The following is a 17,871-nucleotide window of genomic DNA, read 5'->3' on the forward strand; positions in this document are numbered from 1 at the left end:
TCATCTCCTCGTCTGCATGGTGTGGACCTTGCGCCGCAGCTCGGCGAACCGCCGGTAGATGCGCGGCGACTCCTCGTCGTCGCCGATGACGGGCGTGACGACCTCGCCGTCGTCGGGGTCGCGCGTGTACCGGATCTCGCGCACCGTGTCGCTCCACGGGATGCCGTCGATCTCGACGGTGACCGTGTCGCCCTTGCGGTAGTCGCGGCCGAGCACGACGGCGTCGGTGTCGATCGGCTCGAAGGTGATGCTGGCCTTGCCGCGCGCCTCCTCGAACCGGCCCGCCGCGAGCTGCGCGGGCGTCAGCGACTGGGCGTCGCTGCCGGAGTCGGTGCCGTCCAGGAACTCCTCGATCCGCAGGCCCGGCCAGTCGGGGTCGGACTCCTCGATTCCGTAGAACTTGCGCTGGACGTCGCCCTCCTGGTCGCCGACGACCAGGAACGTCGCCTCGGGCGGGTTCAGCGTGTAGTGGTAGGAGCGCAGGTTGCCGAGGTCGATCGAGAACCGCGCGGCGCTGGACTGGTCGCGCGGCGCGTAGACGCCGAATTCCAGGGCCGCGTCCCAGGTCTGGACGACGTCGAAGCCGACGCCGCCGCGGTTGGCGACGTCCACCATCTCGTCCCAGAGCACGCCGAACCGGGACTTGACGCCCGTCGTCGCGCCGCGGCCCCCGTCCGCGCCGAGCCGCAGCCCCGGCACCCGCCGGGACGGGCGCGCGCTCGGGCCGGCGTGGTCGTCCACCAGCCGCCGCAGGACCGTCTCGGCCTTCGCCGGCTGCGCCACCACGTAGTTCGCGGTGCTGTAGACGGTTCCGGCGGGAAGGCAGTCGATCGCCGGGTTCGGGTAGATCAGCCGCGTCAGCCAGCCCTTGTCGCACGGGCCGGACGCGGTGAGCGTGCCGTGGCCGCCGTCGTCGACGTTGTGCTCGCGCTCGACCAGCCGGGTCGGGCCGGAGAACGCGATCTGCCCGTCCCGGACGAACACGATGCCCGCGCCGTCGCGGAGCAGCGCGGCGTCGTGGGACGCGGCGTCCACCGTGACCGTCCACGAGCCCAGCGCCAGGTGCCGGTCGATGATCTCCATCGTGGCCTCGCCCGCGACCTCGCCGACGATGCGCCGCGAGGCGTCCCGGACGAGGACCTGCCAGCCGCTCACGCCTTCCTCGCCGTGAGCGCGGCGTTCGGGTACGCGGTCTTGTAGAGCGGGACGAAGCTCAGCTCGACGGACGTGGTGTCGCCCGCGCCGCCGACCTCCATGTCGACCACGTTCTCTCCGGGGGCCAGCGGCCACAGGTCCGACGCGGGCTGCAGCGACGGCCACAGGTTCTCGGTGCCGTTGAGCACGATCGTGCGGGCGCGCGGACGGGTGTCGACCACGACCACGTCGGTTCCGGCGAGCGCCCGGTTGAGCTGCCAGCTCACGCCGAGCGTCTGGTTGACGAACCGCGCACCGGACGCGACGGGGCCGCGGATCGTCCAGCGCGGGTACGAGCGGACGTCGCCGGGGCACGAGATCGGCATGCTCGTCCCGATGACCTGCGCGGTGCGGACCTTCAGGTACTTCGGCGGGCCGATCGGCAGGAACGTCTCCTCCGCACCGCCGATCCCCCACCGCATCGACGTCTCCACGCCCTGCCAGTAAGGCTCGCTGGCGTGCAGGGTGATGCCGAACTTCGCCCAGTTCCAGCCCGCTTCGTCCTTGCCCTCGGTGCCCTCCATTCCCTCGGTGTAATAGGCGCGGATGGACCGCGGCTGCGCGCCCGGCTCGGCGACGCTGAGAATTCCCTCGCCGCCGCCGTTGACGGAGAGCGGGTCCAGGACGGCCGCGAGCCGCGCCCGCCGGGCGAGCGCCTCCGCGCGGTCCGCGCCGAAAACGGCGATCGGCAGGAAGATCTCGCGGGGCTTCGCGCGGACGCCGGTCACGACGTCCCCGTCCAGCGCCCCGGATTCACGCAGGTAAAGCTGGTACTGCGGCATGCCGAGGCCCTTGGCCCCGGCCGTGATGAGAAAGCCCCTCCGCCAGTCCGAGATGATGGTCTCGACGCCCGAACGGGACGTCCACGTGACGGTGGCGGTCTCCTTCTCCGCCGTGATCGGCGGCCCTGTCGGCGACTGCGGCGGCGTGTAAAGAATGGGCACGGTCTACCTCACAGCGTTGAGAATCTCCCAGCTCCGCAGCCGGGAGGCGAACTGGCGGCTGGTCTCCTTCGGGTCCTTCACGGCGCCGTGGAAATGGAACTCGTACGCCCCGGCGCCCTTCGTACGCGCGGCGGCGCCGCCCGCCCCCGCGACGGCGGCCCCGAGCACCGACCCCTGCGCCCGCACGGCCCCCGGCTTCGGCACGTCCACGAGCTGCCCGAGCGACTTGTCGACGTGCTTCTTGCTGTTGCCGATGCCGACCGCCATGCCCTCGCCGACGTTCTCGCCGAGCGCCATCATGACGAGCGACGGCGAGTTGATCCCGAGCATCTTCTTGACGAATCCGGGGATCTTGTCGGTGACGGTGCTCTTGATGGCGTCCACGATGTGACTCGCCATCGACTTGATGCCGTTGACGAACCCCAGGATGAGGTCCTTGCCCTTGTTGAAGAGCGTCTTCCCGACGTTCCCGAGCCCGTGCAGGATCTTTCCGGGCAGCCCGCGGAAGAAGGAGACCAGCGCGGTGAACTTGCCGACGACGTAGTTCTTCGCCGCGACCGCGCCGGCCTTGATGTTGCTCCAGTACTTCTTGATCATGTAGACGGCGATGCCGAACGGCCCGATGATGATCGCGAGCAGCAGCGGCCAGTTCTTCTTGATCCAGTCCCAGACGAACTTCGCGGCGTCCTTGACCCACTTGATGGCCTTGGACACCGCCTTCATGGCCCCGGAGACCATCTTCTGGAACGTCTTCGACTTCATGACGCTCTCGATGAGCTTCTCGATGAACGGCTGGAGCAGCATCAGGATCAGCCCGGCCGGCCCCATCGCCGACTTGAACCCGGCGCCGAGGAGCTTCATCCCCTTGCTCGCCTTCTGGCTTGCCGGCCCGAGCTTCGTCACGTTCTTAGCGGCTCCGTCGAGGTTCTTGCCGCTCTTGGTCGCCTCCGTCCCGGCCTTCGTGACGTCCTTCTGGAAGCCAAGGAACGCCTTACCGGTCTGCGTAGCACTCCGAACGAGCGAAACAAGCCCGGACCCGGCCGACCGCGCCCGTGACCCGAACGTCCCCACCGCGCTCCCGGCCGACGTGGCCTGCGCCCGAACCCGCGTGGCCCCGGCGGCGGCCTGATTAGCCTTCGCCTGCACCCCGGACAGCCCCGAGGAAGCACGATCCGCAGCCCGATCAACGCTGCCCAACGCGGTGGCCGCTCGTTTCGCCGCACCGCCCAGCCGCCCGAAGGCCTGGACCGCCTTCGAAATTCCTTGCGCCATGCCAACTCACCAATCCGTTCAGTTGCTCATCCGGTTCAAACGGGATTCGATCCCATCGATCCCCTGCGAGACCAGGGCAAGCTCGTCTTTGAGCTTTTGTGTGGCCTGCCTCGCCCGTTCGATATCGTCCACCTGCCCACGGGCACCACCGGACGAGCTCCCAGACGACTTGCGCCCAGAATTTCGACCCACCTTGTTTTCGAGCCGATTTACCCGCCTATTTGTAGCTTTTATTTTGCCCCTGTTCCCCTTCGCGAGTTGCCCAGTGTCGTTCGCAATCGACTTGGCAGAGCTGGCAAGATATCTTGCTTTCTCGACCTTCGGCGCAAGTCTTTCGATTCTCGACTTTACCTCATGCAGTTCCGCGCCCAGTTCCCGCTTGACATCGAGAAGTTTCGTCTCCGGCGCAAGACTTTCGATTCGCGACTTTACCCCATGCAGTTCCGTGTCCAGTTCCCGCTTGACATCGAGAAGTTTCGTCTCTACATCACCTACCGGGTCTGATCTTTTGATCTTACCCCGAAAAACATGTTTATCGATAAGCTTTTCAAGCTGGGCAGACTTGTCGAAAACAGCGTAATCGGCCTTGAAGAGCTTGATGTCGGAACTAAAAATTCCACCTGCGAACCCGGCGCCTGTGAACTCTCCCTTGAGGCCAGTTATCTCGCCTTTTGCGCCAGTCGCTTCGGGGACTTTCCACCACGCGTTCGAGAAGGTCTTTTTGAACCATGGAACGAATTCCTTGTTCACCCACGAATGGAGTGGTTCCCGTTCCATTATCGGCCGCACGATCGGCGGCAGTGGCGGCAGTGGCGGCAGTGGCGACACCACAGGGCCATGCTCAGTCATCGGTGATCACCCGTCTATTTCGGTGTGATACAATCTGAAACCATAAACCGGGACGGAATAACATCGTCGCCAGGGATACGAGCCACCGGAGCCCGAGTGACTTCAGAACGTCGGAAGGCATTTTTTTCATGCGCGATCTTGATGGCCATCTTCGCGCTATGGGTGGGCATCTTTGCGTTCGTGATCATTATGTCGATGGTCGATCGATCACACAATCAAGGCGCCTACAAGGCAGTGGAAGGTTACATGAGAGCAGTGGCATCGTCTGACGGCCGCGAGGCTTGCAAATATCTCACTGTCAACGCCCAAGCGGCCGCAGGAGGAGCCGCCGGCCCAACGGGATGTGCGGCGAGTGTACGGAAATTGGCCGAGTCGCTTTCAGACACCGACCGAAACGCACTGGCCCGGTTCTCTTCCGATGACATCGAAAAGGAACAGAATACAGGAAGTTTCACCCTCAAACTCCCGCAGAATCCACTCGGTATCGCCCGGTGCGTACTCCAAAAACAGGCGGGGACTTGGCGCATCACGTCGTTCCAATGAGGGTGGCCCGGCGCGGTCTTGCGGACCGTGCCGGGCGGCGACGAGTCGGCCGGGGTGCCGGACGGCGCGCGCAGGGCGCGCCGTCCGGCGGGTGGGGCTAGTGGCGGGTGCGGTTGCGGGTTGCTTGTTCGGCTTTGAGGACTGCTAGTTCGCTGACGAAGACTCGGCGGTTGATGTGGAGGGCCGGGAGGTGGCCGCGGTGGATCCACTGGCGGATCGTCGCGGGGGTCACGCCCACCAGGGCCGCCGCCTGGGCCACCGAGAGGTAGTTGTGGGCCAGGTCGGTCATGACGCCCTCCGGAGGGGGCGGCGGCGGGGGCGTGGGTGTGGGGCGTTCCTGGGATTGTCGCCGCCTGGGTTGCCGCCGCCGTCGGCGTCGGCCGTCGTGGTCCAGGAGCAGGCTCGGCAGCGGAGTTCGTCGGTGGACGGGTCGTGTTGCAGGGTCAGCAGGTCGCACTCGGGGCACGGGCGGGCGGCCGGGCGCGGCGGGCCGCCGAGGGAGGCGCGGGCGCGGAGGCGGCGGTGCAGGGTCAGGATTTCGCGGCCGAAGTCGCGCGCGCCCGGGAAGGTCAGCAGGCCGTCCAGGTGCGCGCCGAGCCAGGCCACGCATGCCGCGAGCGTCGGGGCGTACCGGCCGCGGCGCGGGCGGGTGGCGAAGCCGCGCGCCTCGCGGTAGGCGTCCTCCCAGCTCAGCAGGGTGTGGAGCAGTTCGTCGAGGTCGTCCACGGCGGCGGACGGCGACGGGCGCGAGCGGGAACCGGACACGCGTTCGGTGAGACCGGCGGACCGCTGGTCGAGGGCCGCGCCGACCCGGGCGGCGAGGTCGTCCAGCTCGGCGAGGCGGGAGCGCAGCAGCGACCGGCAGGCTCCGCACCAGACGGGATCGCCCTGCGTCGCGGTCGGCGGCGCGTCGTCGGGGCGGCGGGCGCGGCGGCGCGGATCGTTGCAGGGGCCCGGGCATGCGGACATGGAACTCCTCTGGGAGGGGCGGGGGGTTGGACGTGCGGGGTGGGGGCGCACGGCGCGGCCGGCCTCAGGCCGGGACGTCGCGGCGGCGGGTCTCGGCGATGCGGGCGCGCAGCCGGACGGCCATGCGCTCGCGGTCGGTGGTTCCGCCCCAGACGCCTTCGAGGGTCTCGTCGGCGAGGGCCTGGTCGAGGCAGTCCGCGCGCACCGGGCAGCGGGCGCAGACCCGTTTGGCGTCGGCGATGGCGGCGCGCTGGCCCGCGAGGGCGAAGAACAGGTCGGGATCGGCGTCGCGGCACACGGCGCGTGCGTGCCAGTCCGCCGCCGCGGCGAACATCACCGGTCTCCCAGCAGATGCATGGCGATCTTCTTCCGAGGATGGTTCCGGCCGGAACTTGTTATTTCTTGACGATTATTGACGGTAGGTCAACGGCCAGCGCGCGGGCCAGCTCCGCCGCGACGCCCGCCGAGGCGCGCGGCCGCCGTCCGGTCTCCAGCATCGACAGGTACGACGTGTCGATCCCGGCGAGGACGGCGAGGTCCGCCTGCCGCAGGCCCTGCGCCAGGCGCAGGGCGCGGAGCCCGGCCCCGTTCACGAAGACAAGATCATGACGTTTCATGGCGGCAAATATAGGCAACTTTCCGCATCATCAACCGGTGACTTTCTGACGCTCAGGTGTGATTGTCGTCACATGACAATCGGATATCCCCGGTAAACCAAATAGGTCCACCCCCTTTCACGTGCGCCGACTCGACGTCCGCAGCGCCGCCGCCTTTGACGGCGAAGCGGCACCGATCCGTCACCCGGCTGCGACAGAATGACGCGATGTCCCAGCAACAGCACGCGTCCGTCGGAAACGCGGTGGCGACCCGCCGCGTCCGGCTCGGCCTGCGTCAGAGCGACCTCGCACGCGAAGCAGGCGTGTCGGAGACGACCATCCGCAACATCGAGGCGGGCCGCATCGGCGGCCGGCCCACCAAGTGGCCGCTGGTGGAGCGGGCCCTCGGCTGGCCGCCGGGCTCCTTCGAGACGCTGAGCGCGGGCGGGCAGCCCCCGGAGGGCGGCCCGGCCGCGCAGCCGGGCACGCCCGGCGCGTGGACGGACCGCCTCCCCCGCCGCATCCAGGACGAGCTGGCCGAGCACGACCTGTTCGACTCCGACGTCGTCGACCTCGGCGAGAGCCTGCGCGTGATCGTGCTGGCGCTGGAGACGGCCCCGCCCGCCACCGACGGCTCCGGGCGGCGCCGCCGGGCCGGACGCTGGGAGGGCGTCCGGCGCCGGCTGCGCGCCGCCGCGGAGGAGGAGAACCTCACGCAATAGAACATACGTTCGACACTAGCCCCGCGGGAACGTCCCTGTCACATGACTGAACCGCCCCTGACCAGGCCCGACCCGCTAGAGATCAGCGAAGAACCACGCGAGATCCTGCTCGCCGACCGGCGCCGCGGGCTCCGCCGCGCCCTCCGCCGCGCCCTCGTCGTCCCCGTCGTCCACACCGGGTCGCGGCACCGGGACGGGCGGGTCCGGCGGGCTCTCCCCCTCGGCCGTGTGGGCCGAGGTGAACAGCCAGTTCCCGATCGCGAGATGGTCGACCACCGACGCCAGGAGGTGCTCGCCGAGCCCCCACGCCGACTCCTCGCCGTGCAGGGCGCGCGCGAACGCGCTGTCGCGCGGCAGGTGCCGCAGCAGCACCCACACCCGCCGCGCCGACAGCGTCCCCCGGTAGTGATCGAGCAGGTCGACCCCGTAGTAGCGGAGCAGATCGGCCTCGACCGCCTCGGCGTGCTCGGTCAGGAGCTCGTCGAGGCCGAGTCTTCCCCCGGGAACATGCCCGACTCCTCGCCGTACGCCTCGACCAGCGCCTGCACGTCCTGGACGCTGACGTCGTGCCGCCGGAACCGCTCGTACTGCTCGGCCCCGAGCAGCAGTTCGAGCATCCCGGCGACGTCGGACGGGTCGAGGTCGCCGAGCCGCCGCACCACCTGGTGCGGCAGCTCGGTCGGCAGCGCGTAGGTCTCGCCGTCGATCTCGAACTCCCACTGGCGGCCGAGGGCCTCCAGCCGCTGGGCGCGCGCCGCGTTGACGCTGTACCGGCCGCTCACTTGGACATCCAGCTCGCGAGCGGGAGCGCGGGGACGGCGTCGGAGGCGATGGCGTTGATCGTCACGCCGAGCTTGACCGGGCCGGACTTGGTGAACTGCACCTCGTCGGCGTCGGTGACGACGGCGCGCGGCACGTAGAACCGGGTCTGGCTCTCGCCGTCCAGGAACTCGATCCCGAGCGCGAACTCGACGGGCGTCGGGGTCGCGGAGATGTCGTAGCGCAGGACGCCGTCGGTCGGGGTGAGGGCGGTCTGGCCCGAGCCCATGAAGAACGGCAGCGTGTCCGCGTTGATCTGCATGAGCTGGAACTTGACGGTCAGGTCCCGGTCGCTCTGCAGAAAGCGCACGGCCGCCGACGACTGCCAGACGTCGACCGGGTCGAGCTTGTCCTTCTTGGTGAACTTGATGCCGTCGTTGGTCGTGTAACCGAGGTTCTTCCAGTCACCGCCCACCGCGACGCCGGGCGCGCCGAGGTCGGTGTTCTTCGGCGCGATGTAGACGTTGCCGGTGCCGGCGACGCGGATCTCGGTCGCATTCCATCCAGCCATTTTATTCTCCTTCGGTCACTGCAGTCGGATGAGCAGCCGGACGTTCAGGCAGTAACGCGTGAACTCCGGTCGATTGCGGTCGGTCAGGCGGCGCAGCCCGCGCAGCCCGGTCTCCTCGGTCACGTCGGTGACCACGAATCCGGGGAACGCCGTCCGGTGCAGTCCGGCGAGCAGCGCGCGGACCGTGCGCATGACCCGGTGGGCGTCGGTCACGGTCGGACCGTAGGTCTCGATCCGCAGTTGGGCGTCGTCGAGCAGCTCGTCCTCGCGGTACGAGCCGCCGTCCCTGATCAGGACGACCAGCTCGGTCGTCCCGTCGAACGCGCTCGGCCGGACGGGCTCGACCGGGACGCCGGCGAGTTCGGACCTGGATTCCAGGTATTCACCGACGGCCGCCTCGACGTCGGGGAACACCGCCGCGACCGGAACCTGGGGCGATTCCGTCACCGCACCTCCTTTCTCGGGGAAAGAGAAAGCCCCCGCCGCGGACGACGGGGGCTTTCGGGGACGCCGACGGCGGGGAAACAGCGAACCACCGTCGGAATCGAGCGTGACATGCCCGCTCGCCCCGGGCAATTGACTGGCGCAACGCCTTTCTCCGCCCGGGGCCGAGGCGGCGCTCTCCAATGAGAGGACCACCATCGGGATTCATCGTGACGCCCGGCCGGGCGGCGCTCAATTGACTGGAACGGCGCGGGGCGGGGGCGGGCCGTTCTACAGTGCTGGCATGCATCCGAACATCGAGCGCGTCGCGGCCGAGTTGGCGGCCCGGGGCGCGACCGGCGAGATCATCGAGCTGGGCGAGGCGGTGCCGACGGCCGCCGCGGCGGCCGAGCGGGTGGGCTGCGCGGTCGGGGCCATCGCCAACAGCCTCGTCTTCGACGCGGACGGGGCGCCGCTGCTGGTGCTGACCAGCGGCGCGCACCGCGTCGACACCGCGAAGGTCGCCGCGATCGTCGGCGCGGCGAAGGTCCGGCGGGCGACGCCGGAGTTCGTGAAGGCGGCCACCGGCCAGGCGATCGGCGGCGTCGCGCCGCTCGGGCACCCGGCCCCGATCCGCACGCTGGTGGACGTCGCGCTGGAGGAGTTCGACGAGGTGTGGGCCGCGGGCGGCGTGCCGCACACCGTGTTCCCGACGACGTACGACGAGCTGGTGCGCGTCACCGGCGGCGACCCCGCGGAGGTGGCGTGATGGCGACCGAGTTCTGGCACAACCCGCGCTGCTCCAAGAGCCGCGCCGCGAAGGCCGCCCTGGACGAGGCGGGCGTCGACTACACCGAGCGCCGCTACCTCGACCGCCCGCCGACCGCCGGGGAGCTGGACGCCGTCCTCGCGCAGGCCGGGCTGGAGCCGTGGGAGGCCGCGCGCCTCGCCGAGCCGGTCGCCAGGGAGCTGAACCTGAAGGACCTGGAGCACGACCGAGCGAAGTGGATCGCGGTGATGGTCGAGCACCCCGTCCTGATCCAGCGCCCGATCGTCGCGACGGACGGCCGCGCCCTCGTCGCGCGCGACCCGGAGTCGGTGCGGGCCGCCCTCGACCGGGCCCTCGACAGCGAGTGAGCGGCGTGTGATCCTGAAGAGCCGACCGGGGCCACGGGAGGGGCGATGACGGGCGACATGCGCGCCGCCGCGGCGCGCGACCCCGAGTTCCGGGGCATCGACCCGCCCGCGCTGGACCACCTGATCAAGCAGGTGCAGGACGCGCGGACGGCCGTCACCGTGTGGCTCGCCGGGCATCCGCCGCCGCCGGGCGTGCCGACGGGCGGCTACCGGCAGGCCGAGCAGGTGAAGGTCTGGCTCGTGGACCAGCTCGGGATGCTGTCGCGGCGGTACGGCTTCGCGATCACGCATCCGGACGCGGGCGGCGGCATGGGCGCGCCGCCCGCCGCGCCGCCGCCGCGCTCGGGCACGCCCGACCCGGCCCCGTCCGGCGGGCACGACGCGCCCCCCGTCGTCGCGGCGCCGCGCCTGTCCCCCGCCCGCTCGGTCACGCCGCACGGCGCGGGCGACCTCGGCGAGTTCCCGACCCGTCCCGTCGCGTTGAGGGCGGGCCGGGCCGACGCCCGCGCCATCACCGGCGCCGCGCCGGACGAGCAGGTCCCCGCCGCCGTCTGGACGCGCCTGGAGTCCTGCGCCGCCGACCCCGACTACACCGAGGCCCTGGTCGAACGGCTCGGCCCGTCCGGCGCGGCGGCGCTGGTCGCGGCCGCGGCGGGCGACTCGGCGCGGCTCGCCGCGGTCCGGACGGCGCTCGGCACCGCGAGCCGCCACACGCCGCTGGACGCCGCGTGGATGCGCGCGTTCCTCGCCGACGCCGACCGCGCGGGCGTCCGCCCCGCCGCCGTCGCGGTGCTGACCGGCGCGCCGCTGGCCGAGCGCTCGCGGGCGGCGCTGGCCCGCGTCGACCTGTCCGCCGCCCCGGCCACCTGACGGAGACCCCCCATGAGCATCCCGCCGCCGCCGGGCGCGGTCCCGGCCCCGCTGGACGCGGTCGCCGCCGAGCTGCCGCCCGACCAGCGCCCCAACCCCGAGTACGCGACGCTGTACCGCGCGTACTCCGACGCCTGGGGCGGCCTGGAGAAGGTCCGCTCCGCGCTGGACCCGGCGGTGCGGACGTTCGGCGCGACCGACGCGTGGCTCGGCCCGGAGGCCCGCGCGTGGGGCGGCGACCTGGAGCGGCAGCGGTCGGTGCTGCGCCGCGCCGCCGACCAGATCCTCTGGGACATCTACGGGCGGCTCAGCTCGACCGCGCGCACGATCCCGAAGGTCTAGTCTGACGGAGTGAAGGACCCCAAGCTCCGTGAGCTGGACGAGCGCGCCTTCCTGCGCCGCCTGAACCCGATCCTGCGGGTGTATGCGGCGGCGATGCGCCCGCCGGAGGACCAGTTGCCCGGCCGCAACACGATCATGGCCCGGCACGCCCGGCACCCGCGGTTCCGCGCGCTGGTCGCGGAGGAGCCCGCGCGGCTGCCGGGCCGCGCCGGGCGGATCGCCGGGTTCTGCTACGGGTTCCGGGGCTGCGGCGGGCAGTGGTGGCACGACGTGGTGTACCGGGAGCTGGAGCGGCTGGGCGGCCCGGAGCACGCGGACCGCTGGATGGCGGACTCGTTCGAGGTGGCGGAGCTGCACGTCCGCCCGGACGCGCAGGGCCGGGGCCTGGGCCGCGCGCTGCTGACGGCCGCGTGCGAGGGCCGGGAGGAGGCGACGGTGGTGCTGTCCACCCTCGACCTCGACCCGGAGTCCCCCGCGCGGCGGCTGTACCGGTCCGTCGGGCTGACGGACCTGTTCACCGGTTTCGCGTTCCCCGGCGGCGGGCCGCCCTACGCGGTGATGGGCGGGGCGCTGCCGCTGGCGGCGTACCGCCCGGCGTCGAGCAGTTCGTAGACCTCGCGGGTCGCGGCGGAGCGGTTGAACGTCACGAAGTGGATGCCGGGCGCGCCCTGCTCCAGGAGCGTCGCGCACATCTCGGCGGCGTGCTCGACGCCGAGCCGCCGGACGGCCTCGGGGTCGTGCGCGACGGCCTCGAACCGGGCGCGGACCTCGGGCGGGAACGGCGCGCCGGAGAGCTGCTCGGACCGCTCGATGGTGCTGAGCTGGGTGACGGGCATGACGCCCGGGATGATCGGGGTGTCGCAGCCCGCGGCGGCGACGCGGTCGCGCAGGGCGAGGTAGTCGTCGGCGCGGAAGAACATCTGCGTGATGGCGTAGTCCGCGCCCGCGCGGCACTTCTCGACGAAGTAGCGGGTGTCGGTCTCGACGTCGGCCGAGCGCGGGTGCTTGTAGGGGAACGCGGCGACGCCGACGCAGAAGTCGCCGTAGGAGCGGACGAGCCGGACCAGTTCCCCGGCGTACTCGATGCCCTCGGGGTGCTTGACCCACTCGCCCGTCGGGTCGCCGGGCGGGTCGCCGCGCAGCGCGAGGACGTTGCGGATTCCGGCGGCGGCGAACCGGCCGACGAGCTGGCGCAGTTCGGCGACGGAGTGGTTGACGGCGGTGAAGTGCGCGACGGGCGTCAGCGTCGTCTCGGTGGCGATGCGCTCGACGACGTCGACGGTGGTGTCGCGGGTGCCGCCGCCCGCGCCGTAGGTGACCGAGACGAACGCGGGCCGCAGCGTCTCCAGGTCGCGGACGGCGCGCCAGAGGTTGCGCATCCCCTGCTCGGTCTTGGGCGGCGAGAACTCGAACGAGAAGGTGGGACCGGCGGCGAGCAGTTCGCGGATCGTCGGGGCGCGGTCGGGGCGGGCTTGGCGCATTGGACCAGCTTACCGCCGGGCTCCGCGACCGACCGAACTCGCCAAACCACTCATTATCCTTACAAATACGCAATCTCACACTTTGGTCCGGTATGGACGATCCGCCGGATCTGTATACGATCCCTGCCATGCCCCTCACGCGCGTGCGCAAGGAGATCGACGACGCCCTCGCCGCCTTCGTCGACCGCCAGCGGCCCCGGCTCCTCGCGGTCGGCGCGGAGCTGGCGCAGCTCGGCGAGGCGCTGGACGCGCTCCTGGCGGGCGGCAAGCGGCTGCGTCCGGCGTTCGCCTACTGGGGCTGGCGCGCGGCGGGCGGCGACGGGACCGAGCCGGGCCTGGTGGACGCGGTCGCGTCCCTGGAGTTCTTGCAGGCCAGCGCGCTGATCCACGACGACGTCATGGACTCCAGCGACACCCGGCGCGGGCAGCCGTCCGCGCACCGCAGGTTCGAGGCGCTGGCGGAGCGGGGCGGCTGGGCGGGCGCGGCGGCGTTCGGCGAGGGCGCGGCGATCCTGCTCGGGGACCTGTGCCTGTCGTGGTCGGGCGAGATGTTCGAGACCAGCGGCCTCGGCGCGGCGCGGCTGGCGCGCGGCCGCCCGGTCTACGACCTCATGCGCACCGAGGTCATGTGCGGGCAGTACCTGGACCTGCTGGCGGGCGCGCGCGGCGAGGCGTCGGTCGCCGAGGCGCTGCGCGTCGTGGAGTACAAGAGCGCCAAGTACACGATCGAGCGCCCGCTGCACCTCGGCGCGGCCCTGTGCGGGGCCGACGACGACGTGCTCGCCGCGCTCACCGGCTACGGCCTGCCGGTCGGCATCGCGTTCCAGCTCCGCGACGACGTCCTCGGCGTCTTCGGCGACCCGGCGCTGACCGGCAAGCCCGCGGGCGACGACCTGCGCGAGGGCAAGCGGACGGTGCTCGTCGCGCTGACCCTGGAGCGGTCCTCTCCCGCGCAGGCCGCGACCGTCGCCCGGCTGCTGGGCGACCCGGAGCTGGACGAGTCGGGGGTGGACGAGCTGCGCGGCGTCATCACCGAGACCGGCGGCCTGGCGGCCTGCGAGGCGCTGATCGACCGGTACGCCGCGGAGGCGTCGGCCGCGCTCGCCGCCGCGCCCGTCGCGGCCGACGCGCAGGCGGCGCTGGCCGATCTCTCGGTGGCCGCGATCACCCGGAGCGCCTGAGGCTCACGAGAACCGGTGTGACACGATCCGGCCACATTGTCGCGCCGGACTGGAATTGTGCCACCGATCAGTGGCACAAATGGTGCCATGCCCGAAAGCACCCCCGTGGGCGAGCCCCGCATCCCGCCGCTCCCCGAGGCCGACTGGGACGACACGCTCCGCGCCGTCGCCGCGACGACCGGCCCGCTCAACGTCTTCACCACCCTCGGCCGCCACCCCGACCTGTTCCGCTCCTGGCTCGGCCTCGGCTCGCGGCTGCTGACCGGCGGGCTGCTGGACGCGCGCGTCCGCGAGCTGGCGATCCTGCGCACCGCGCACCACCGCCGCTGCGCGTACGAGTGGACGCACCACCGCGTCCTCGGCCTGGCGGCGGGCCTCACCGAGGAGCAGGTCGAGGCGCTGCGCGGCGATCCCGCGGAAGGCCCGTTCGACGACGCCGACCGCGCCGTCCTCGCCGCCGCCGACGAGCTGCACGCCGACGGGACGGTCTCCGACGCGACCTGGGCCGCGCTCGCCGCCCGGTTCGACGAGCGGGAGCTGATCGAGCTGGTCACGCTGGTCGGCTTCTACCACCTCGTCGCGTTCGCGCTGAACGCCCTGCGCGTCCAGACCGAGGAGGGAGCGTGACCCGCCGCGCCGCCGCCAGGCTGGGCGCCGCGCTGACCGCCGCGCTCGCGGCCGGGGCCGCCGCGCTGGCCGCCGTCCCGTCCGGCGCGCAGGCCGCCCCGTCCCGCTGCGGCGACCCGGCCGCCCGGCCGTGGTGCGACCCGGGCAAATCGCCGGACGAGCGGGCGAAGCTCGTCCTGGCGAAGCTCACCGACGACGAGAAGATCGCGCTGCTCGCGGCCGACGACCCGCTGGGCGGCCCGCTCGGCGGCTTCTCCGAGAACGCGCACGCCGACACCAACGCGGGCGTCCCGCGCCTGGGCGTCCCGCCGCTCTACATGGCGGACGGCCCGGCGGGCGTCCGCCAGGGCAGGGCCACCGCGCTGCCCGCGCCGATCGCGCTCGCCGCGTCCTTCGATCCCGACGCCGCCGCGCGCTACGGCGGGGCCGTGGGGTGGGAGGCGCGGCACCGCGGCAACGACCTGATCTTCGGCCCGACCGTGGACGTCCTGCGCACGCCGCGCAACGGCCGCGCGTTCGAGGGCTTCGGCGAGGACCCGTACCTGTCGGCGAGCCTCGGCGCGGCGTGGGTGAAGGGCGCGCAGCGGCAGGGCGTGATGGCGTCGGTGAAGCACCTGCCCGTCTACACGCAGGAGACCGACCGCCTCGCGCTGGACATGGCGGTGGACGAGCGGACGCTGCGCGAGGTCTACCTGCCGCCGTTCGAGGCGGCGGTGAAGGACGGCGGCGCGGCCACCGTCATGTGCGGGTTCGGCAAGGTGAACGGGCGCTGGTCGTGCGAGGACGGCGGCGTCCTCACCTCGATCCTGCGCGGCGAGTGGGGCTTCACGGGCTTCACCGCGTCCGACCACACGGCCGTGCAGGACGCGGTCGGGTCGGCGAACGGCGGCCTGGACATGGAGCTGCCGATCGGCATGAAGTACAACGCGTGGCTGCTCAAGGCGGCCGTCGCGCAGAAGAAGGTCGCGCAGGCCACGATCGACGGGCACGTCCGCAACGTCCTGCGGACGATGTTCGCGTTCGGGGTGTTCGACCGGGACGCCTACCCCAACGACCTGTCCCGCGCGGACCGGACGGCGAGCGAGGCCACCGCGCGCGCCGTCGAGGAGGGCGGCATCACGCTGCTCCGCAACACTGGAAACGTGCTGCCGCTGCGCTCGGGGACGTCCGTCGCGCTCGTCGGGCACGCGACGACGGGCCTGGTCAGCGGGTTCGGTTCGTCGCAGGTGCAGCCGTTCACGACGGTGTCGGCCAAGCAGGGCTTCGCTGCGCGCGCGGGCGCGTCCGTGACGGCCGTGGACGGCCGCGACCAGCGCGCGGCGGCCGAGGCGGCGCGCAAGGCCGACGTCGCGGTCGTGTTCGCGACGGACGGCGAGGGCGAGTTCTTCGACCGGTCGTGCCTCAGCCTCCCGTGCGGTGACCCGCTGTGGGGCGACCAGGACGCGCTGATCTCCGCCGTCGCCGCCGCGAACCCGCGCACGATCGTCGTGCTGGAGACCGGCGGCCCGGTGCTGATGCCGTGGGCCGACGAGGTCGCCGGGATCGTCGCGGCCTGGTACCCGGGACAGGAGGGCGGGAACGCGCTCGCCCGCGTGCTGTACGGCGACGTCGATCCGGGCGGGCGGCTGCCGGTGACGTTCCCGGTGGCCGAGAAGGACGTCCCGGCGACCGTCGCGAGCGGGAAGAAGGCCGTCTTCTCGGAGGGCGTCAACGTCGGGTACCGGCACTACGACGCCGCCGGGATCGCGCCGCGCTACCCGTTCGGGTTCGGCCTGTCGTACACGACGTTCGCGTACAGCAAGCTGACGGTCTCGTCGGGCAAGGTGACGGCGACCGTCACCAACACCGGCTCCCGCGCCGGGACGGCCGTGCCGCAGCTCTACCTCGAACTGCCCTCGCCCGGGACGTCGGTCCCGCAGCCGCCCCGGCAGCTCAAGGGCTTCCAGAAGGTGGCCCTCGCGCCGGGCGCGAGCGCGACGGTGACGTTCCCGCTGACGTCCCGGTCGCTGGCGTACTGGGACACCGCCTCGCACGGCTGGAAGGTCGCGCCCGGCTGCTACCGGGTCGGCGTCGGCTCGTCCTCGCGGGACCTGCCGCTGACGGGCGCGTTCGCGCAGGGCGGCGGCCGCTGCTGAGCCGCGGCGGGCGGGCCCCGGCAAGATCAAGGGGGTTCGCCTGCCGGGCGGCGGCGGCGCGCGGTACAAAGGAGCCACCCCGTCCGTCCTCCCCCCGAGCCGGAGCCCCCCTTGCCGCACGAACCCTCCCGTGGGAGGGCGACGCCCCGCCCCGCGCACGCGGTACGCGATCCGCGCGCCCGGCACCGGCTCGGCCCCGCCGACCCCGAGCGCGCCGGCCGCTACCGGCTGACCGGCCGGCTCGACGACGGGCCGCCCGGACCGGCGGGCCTGTTCCTCGGCCGCGCGCCCGGCGGCGACCCGGTCGCGGTGCGGGTGCTGCGCGGCGAGGGCCGCGCGGCGGCGCGGGCGCGGGCGCACGCGGCGGCGTTCCAGGACGTCGCGGGACGGCACGTCGCGGCGGTGCTGCACGCCGGGGTGAGCCGGGGCAGGGCGTTCGTCGTCGCCGAGCACGTCGGCGGGCCGTCGCTGGCGGCGGCCGTCGCGGCGGACGGGCCGCTGGCGGGCGCGGCGCTGCACCGCGTCGCGCTGCGCACGGCGGCGGGGCTGGCCGCCGTCCACCGGGCGGGCCTGACGCACGGCGCGTTCCGGCCCGGCGCGGTGCTGCTCGGCCCGGACGGGCCGAAGGTCGCCGGGCTCGGCGTGCCCGGCGCGGGCGAGGCCGCCTATCTCGCGCCCGAGCAGATCGAGGACGAGCCGGTCGGCCCGGCCGCCGACGTGTTCGCCTGGGCGGCGACGATGGTGTTCGCCGCGACCGGGCGGCCGCCGTTCGGCACCGGCCCGGACGCGTCCGTCGCGCGGCGCGTCACCTCGCGCCGCCCCGACCTCGGGACGCTCGACGGCCCGCTGCGCGACCTCGCGCTGCGCTGCCTGGACAAGAACCCCGCCGCGCGGCCCGCCGCGCGCACGCTGGCGCGGGCGCTGCGGGACAACAGCGCGGTCGCGCCCCGGCCGCGCCCGACGCGCATCCCCCGCTACCGGTGGCGGATGATGGTCGCGCTGACGGCCGTCGTGGTGCTCGGGTTCGCGCTCGGCGTGCTGATCTAGCGGCGCGCGATCACCAGTGCGGCGGGCGTTCGGCGAGCAGGCGGTCGTCGTCGTCCTCGCCGCCGCCGCGCCACTCGCCCCAGCCGACGTCGGTGTCGTCGCCGGTCTGGTCCGGGAGGACCACCAGGTCGTCGTCGTCCTGCTCGACGATGCGGTCGTCGTCGGGTGAGCTCATGGCCCCATTGTCGGCCATGCCCCGGCCCGGTGGG

The 17,871-nt window shown here is 72.5% G+C and carries 25 protein-coding genes; 11 read left to right on the forward strand and 14 right to left on the reverse strand.

Translation table 11 applies throughout. The annotated features are described in order from the left end of the window. From G339_RS0109365 to G339_RS38665, 4 genes are all read right to left on the reverse strand, one after another. The gene (locus G339_RS0109365; RefSeq protein ID WP_019630811.1) at positions 1 to 1,155 is read right to left on the reverse strand and encodes a siphovirus ReqiPepy6 Gp37-like family protein; all 1,155 of its coding nucleotides are present in this window, start codon (positions 1,153 to 1,155) and stop codon (positions 1 to 3) included. Then, positions 1,152 to 2,138 (reverse strand): phage distal tail protein, encoded by a 987-nt coding sequence (locus G339_RS33105; RefSeq protein ID WP_157407440.1) that lies wholly within the window; start codon positions 2,136 to 2,138, stop codon positions 1,152 to 1,154. The genes G339_RS0109365 and G339_RS33105 overlap by 4 nt, the downstream gene beginning before the upstream one ends. A 3-nt stretch (positions 2,139 to 2,141) precedes the next feature. Further along, positions 2,142 to 3,041, reverse strand: coding sequence for a phage tail protein (locus G339_RS33110; RefSeq protein WP_157407441.1), 900 nt, complete (start codon positions 3,039 to 3,041; stop codon positions 2,142 to 2,144). 387 nt (positions 3,042 to 3,428) lie between these two features. Beyond that, entirely contained in the window at positions 3,429 to 4,160 is a 732-nt protein-coding gene (locus G339_RS38665) for a hypothetical protein (RefSeq protein WP_157407442.1), read from the reverse strand. Positions 4,161 to 4,355: 195 nt separating this feature from the next. Here G339_RS38665 and G339_RS38670 point away from each other — a divergent pair, with 195 nt between their 5' ends. Continuing rightward, complete coding sequence (locus G339_RS38670) at positions 4,356 to 4,802, forward strand: hypothetical protein (RefSeq protein ID WP_169514722.1); 447 nt, start codon at positions 4,356 to 4,358, stop codon at positions 4,800 to 4,802. 97 nt (positions 4,803 to 4,899) lie between these two features. On the opposite strand, the gene G339_RS33115 is transcribed toward G339_RS38670, so the two are convergent. From G339_RS33115 to G339_RS0109405, 4 genes are all read right to left on the reverse strand, one after another. Next, the gene (locus G339_RS33115; RefSeq protein WP_019630818.1) at positions 4,900 to 5,091 is read right to left on the reverse strand and encodes a helix-turn-helix domain-containing protein; all 192 of its coding nucleotides are present in this window, start codon (positions 5,089 to 5,091) and stop codon (positions 4,900 to 4,902) included. Next, a complete protein-coding gene (locus G339_RS33120; protein ID WP_019630819.1) occupies positions 5,088 to 5,771 on the reverse strand; it encodes a hypothetical protein in 684 nt (227 codons plus the stop codon). The genes G339_RS33115 and G339_RS33120 overlap by 4 nt, the downstream gene beginning before the upstream one ends. Before the next feature lie 64 nt (positions 5,772 to 5,835). After that, entirely contained in the window at positions 5,836 to 6,105 is a 270-nt protein-coding gene (locus tag G339_RS0109400; protein ID WP_019630820.1) for a WhiB family transcriptional regulator, read from the reverse strand. Between the two features lie 61 nt (positions 6,106 to 6,166). Continuing rightward, positions 6,167 to 6,388, reverse strand: a complete 222-nt coding sequence (locus tag G339_RS0109405; RefSeq protein ID WP_084693182.1) for a helix-turn-helix domain-containing protein — start codon at positions 6,386 to 6,388, stop codon at positions 6,167 to 6,169. A gap of 206 nt (positions 6,389 to 6,594) precedes the next feature. On the opposite strand from G339_RS0109405, the gene G339_RS33125 reads away from it, so the two are divergent. Beyond that, positions 6,595 to 7,089 carry a helix-turn-helix transcriptional regulator gene (locus G339_RS33125; protein WP_019630822.1) on the forward strand — a complete coding sequence of 165 codons (495 nt, stop codon included), beginning with the start codon at positions 6,595 to 6,597 and terminating at the stop codon, positions 7,087 to 7,089. A gap of 75 nt (positions 7,090 to 7,164) precedes the next feature. Here G339_RS33125 and G339_RS0109415 read toward each other — a convergent pair whose 3' ends face one another. From G339_RS0109415 to G339_RS0109430, 4 genes are all read right to left on the reverse strand, one after another. Then, entirely contained in the window at positions 7,165 to 7,461 is a 297-nt protein-coding gene (locus tag G339_RS0109415) for a hypothetical protein (RefSeq protein WP_205625512.1), read from the reverse strand. A gap of 98 nt (positions 7,462 to 7,559) precedes the next feature. Then, positions 7,560 to 7,871, reverse strand: a complete 312-nt coding sequence (locus G339_RS0109420; protein ID WP_019630824.1) for a hypothetical protein — start codon at positions 7,869 to 7,871, stop codon at positions 7,560 to 7,562. After that, positions 7,868 to 8,419 carry a phage tail tube protein gene (locus G339_RS0109425; protein ID WP_019630825.1) on the reverse strand — a complete coding sequence of 184 codons (552 nt, stop codon included), beginning with the start codon at positions 8,417 to 8,419 and terminating at the stop codon, positions 7,868 to 7,870. The genes G339_RS0109420 and G339_RS0109425 overlap by 4 nt, the downstream gene beginning before the upstream one ends. Positions 8,420 to 8,434: 15 nt before the next feature. After that, positions 8,435 to 8,866, reverse strand: coding sequence for a hypothetical protein (locus G339_RS0109430; RefSeq protein ID WP_019630826.1), 432 nt, complete (start codon positions 8,864 to 8,866; stop codon positions 8,435 to 8,437). 280 nt (positions 8,867 to 9,146) lie between these two features. On the opposite strand from G339_RS0109430, the gene G339_RS0109435 reads away from it, so the two are divergent. Genes G339_RS0109435 through G339_RS0109455 form a run of 5 tightly spaced genes read left to right on the forward strand, consistent with a single transcriptional unit; the run spans position 9,147 to position 11,803 of the window. Continuing rightward, on the forward strand, positions 9,147 to 9,611 hold the full coding sequence (locus G339_RS0109435; protein WP_019630827.1) for a YbaK/EbsC family protein: 465 nt from the start codon (positions 9,147 to 9,149) through the stop codon (positions 9,609 to 9,611). Then, positions 9,611 to 9,979, forward strand: coding sequence for an arsenate reductase family protein (locus tag G339_RS0109440; RefSeq protein ID WP_019630828.1), 369 nt, complete (start codon positions 9,611 to 9,613; stop codon positions 9,977 to 9,979). Before G339_RS0109435 ends, G339_RS0109440 begins: the two co-directional genes overlap by 1 nt. A 45-nt stretch (positions 9,980 to 10,024) precedes the next feature. Beyond that, positions 10,025 to 10,849, forward strand: a complete 825-nt coding sequence (locus G339_RS0109445; RefSeq protein ID WP_026341286.1) for a hypothetical protein — start codon at positions 10,025 to 10,027, stop codon at positions 10,847 to 10,849. Between the two features lie 12 nt (positions 10,850 to 10,861). Next, entirely contained in the window at positions 10,862 to 11,191 is a 330-nt protein-coding gene (locus G339_RS0109450; RefSeq protein WP_019630829.1) for a hypothetical protein, read from the forward strand. Between the two features lie 9 nt (positions 11,192 to 11,200). Then, on the forward strand, positions 11,201 to 11,803 hold the full coding sequence (locus G339_RS0109455; protein ID WP_019630830.1) for a GNAT family N-acetyltransferase: 603 nt from the start codon (positions 11,201 to 11,203) through the stop codon (positions 11,801 to 11,803). Here the strand turns inward: G339_RS0109455 and metF are convergent. Next, complete coding sequence (gene metF, locus G339_RS0109460; RefSeq protein WP_019630831.1) at positions 11,740 to 12,672, reverse strand: methylenetetrahydrofolate reductase [NAD(P)H]; 933 nt, start codon at positions 12,670 to 12,672, stop codon at positions 11,740 to 11,742. The genes G339_RS0109455 and metF overlap by 64 nt on opposite strands. Before the next feature lie 128 nt (positions 12,673 to 12,800). On the opposite strand from metF, the gene G339_RS0109465 reads away from it, so the two are divergent. The 4 genes from G339_RS0109465 to G339_RS0109480 all read left to right on the forward strand — a co-directional run bounded on the left by G339_RS0109465 (position 12,801) and on the right by G339_RS0109480 (position 17,662). Beyond that, complete coding sequence (locus tag G339_RS0109465; protein ID WP_019630832.1) at positions 12,801 to 13,853, forward strand: polyprenyl synthetase family protein; 1,053 nt, start codon at positions 12,801 to 12,803, stop codon at positions 13,851 to 13,853. Positions 13,854 to 13,940: 87 nt separating this feature from the next. After that, positions 13,941 to 14,480 carry a carboxymuconolactone decarboxylase family protein gene (locus tag G339_RS0109470; protein ID WP_026341287.1) on the forward strand — a complete coding sequence of 180 codons (540 nt, stop codon included), beginning with the start codon at positions 13,941 to 13,943 and terminating at the stop codon, positions 14,478 to 14,480. Continuing rightward, positions 14,477 to 16,615, forward strand: a complete 2,139-nt coding sequence (locus G339_RS0109475) for a glycoside hydrolase family 3 C-terminal domain-containing protein (RefSeq protein ID WP_019630834.1) — start codon at positions 14,477 to 14,479, stop codon at positions 16,613 to 16,615. The genes G339_RS0109470 and G339_RS0109475 overlap by 4 nt, the downstream gene beginning before the upstream one ends. A gap of 111 nt (positions 16,616 to 16,726) precedes the next feature. Next, on the forward strand, positions 16,727 to 17,662 hold the full coding sequence (locus G339_RS0109480; protein WP_019630835.1) for a protein kinase domain-containing protein: 936 nt from the start codon (positions 16,727 to 16,729) through the stop codon (positions 17,660 to 17,662). A 10-nt stretch (positions 17,663 to 17,672) separates the two neighbouring features. On the opposite strand, the gene G339_RS39360 is transcribed toward G339_RS0109480, so the two are convergent. Next, a complete protein-coding gene (locus G339_RS39360) occupies positions 17,673 to 17,837 on the reverse strand; it encodes a hypothetical protein (RefSeq protein ID WP_019630836.1) in 165 nt (54 codons plus the stop codon). Positions 17,838 to 17,871: the final 34 nt, after the last annotated feature.

The organism is Actinomadura atramentaria DSM 43919, from assembly GCF_000381885.1.
In the GTDB taxonomy this organism is placed as follows: domain Bacteria; phylum Actinomycetota; class Actinomycetes; order Streptosporangiales; family Streptosporangiaceae; genus Spirillospora; species Spirillospora atramentaria.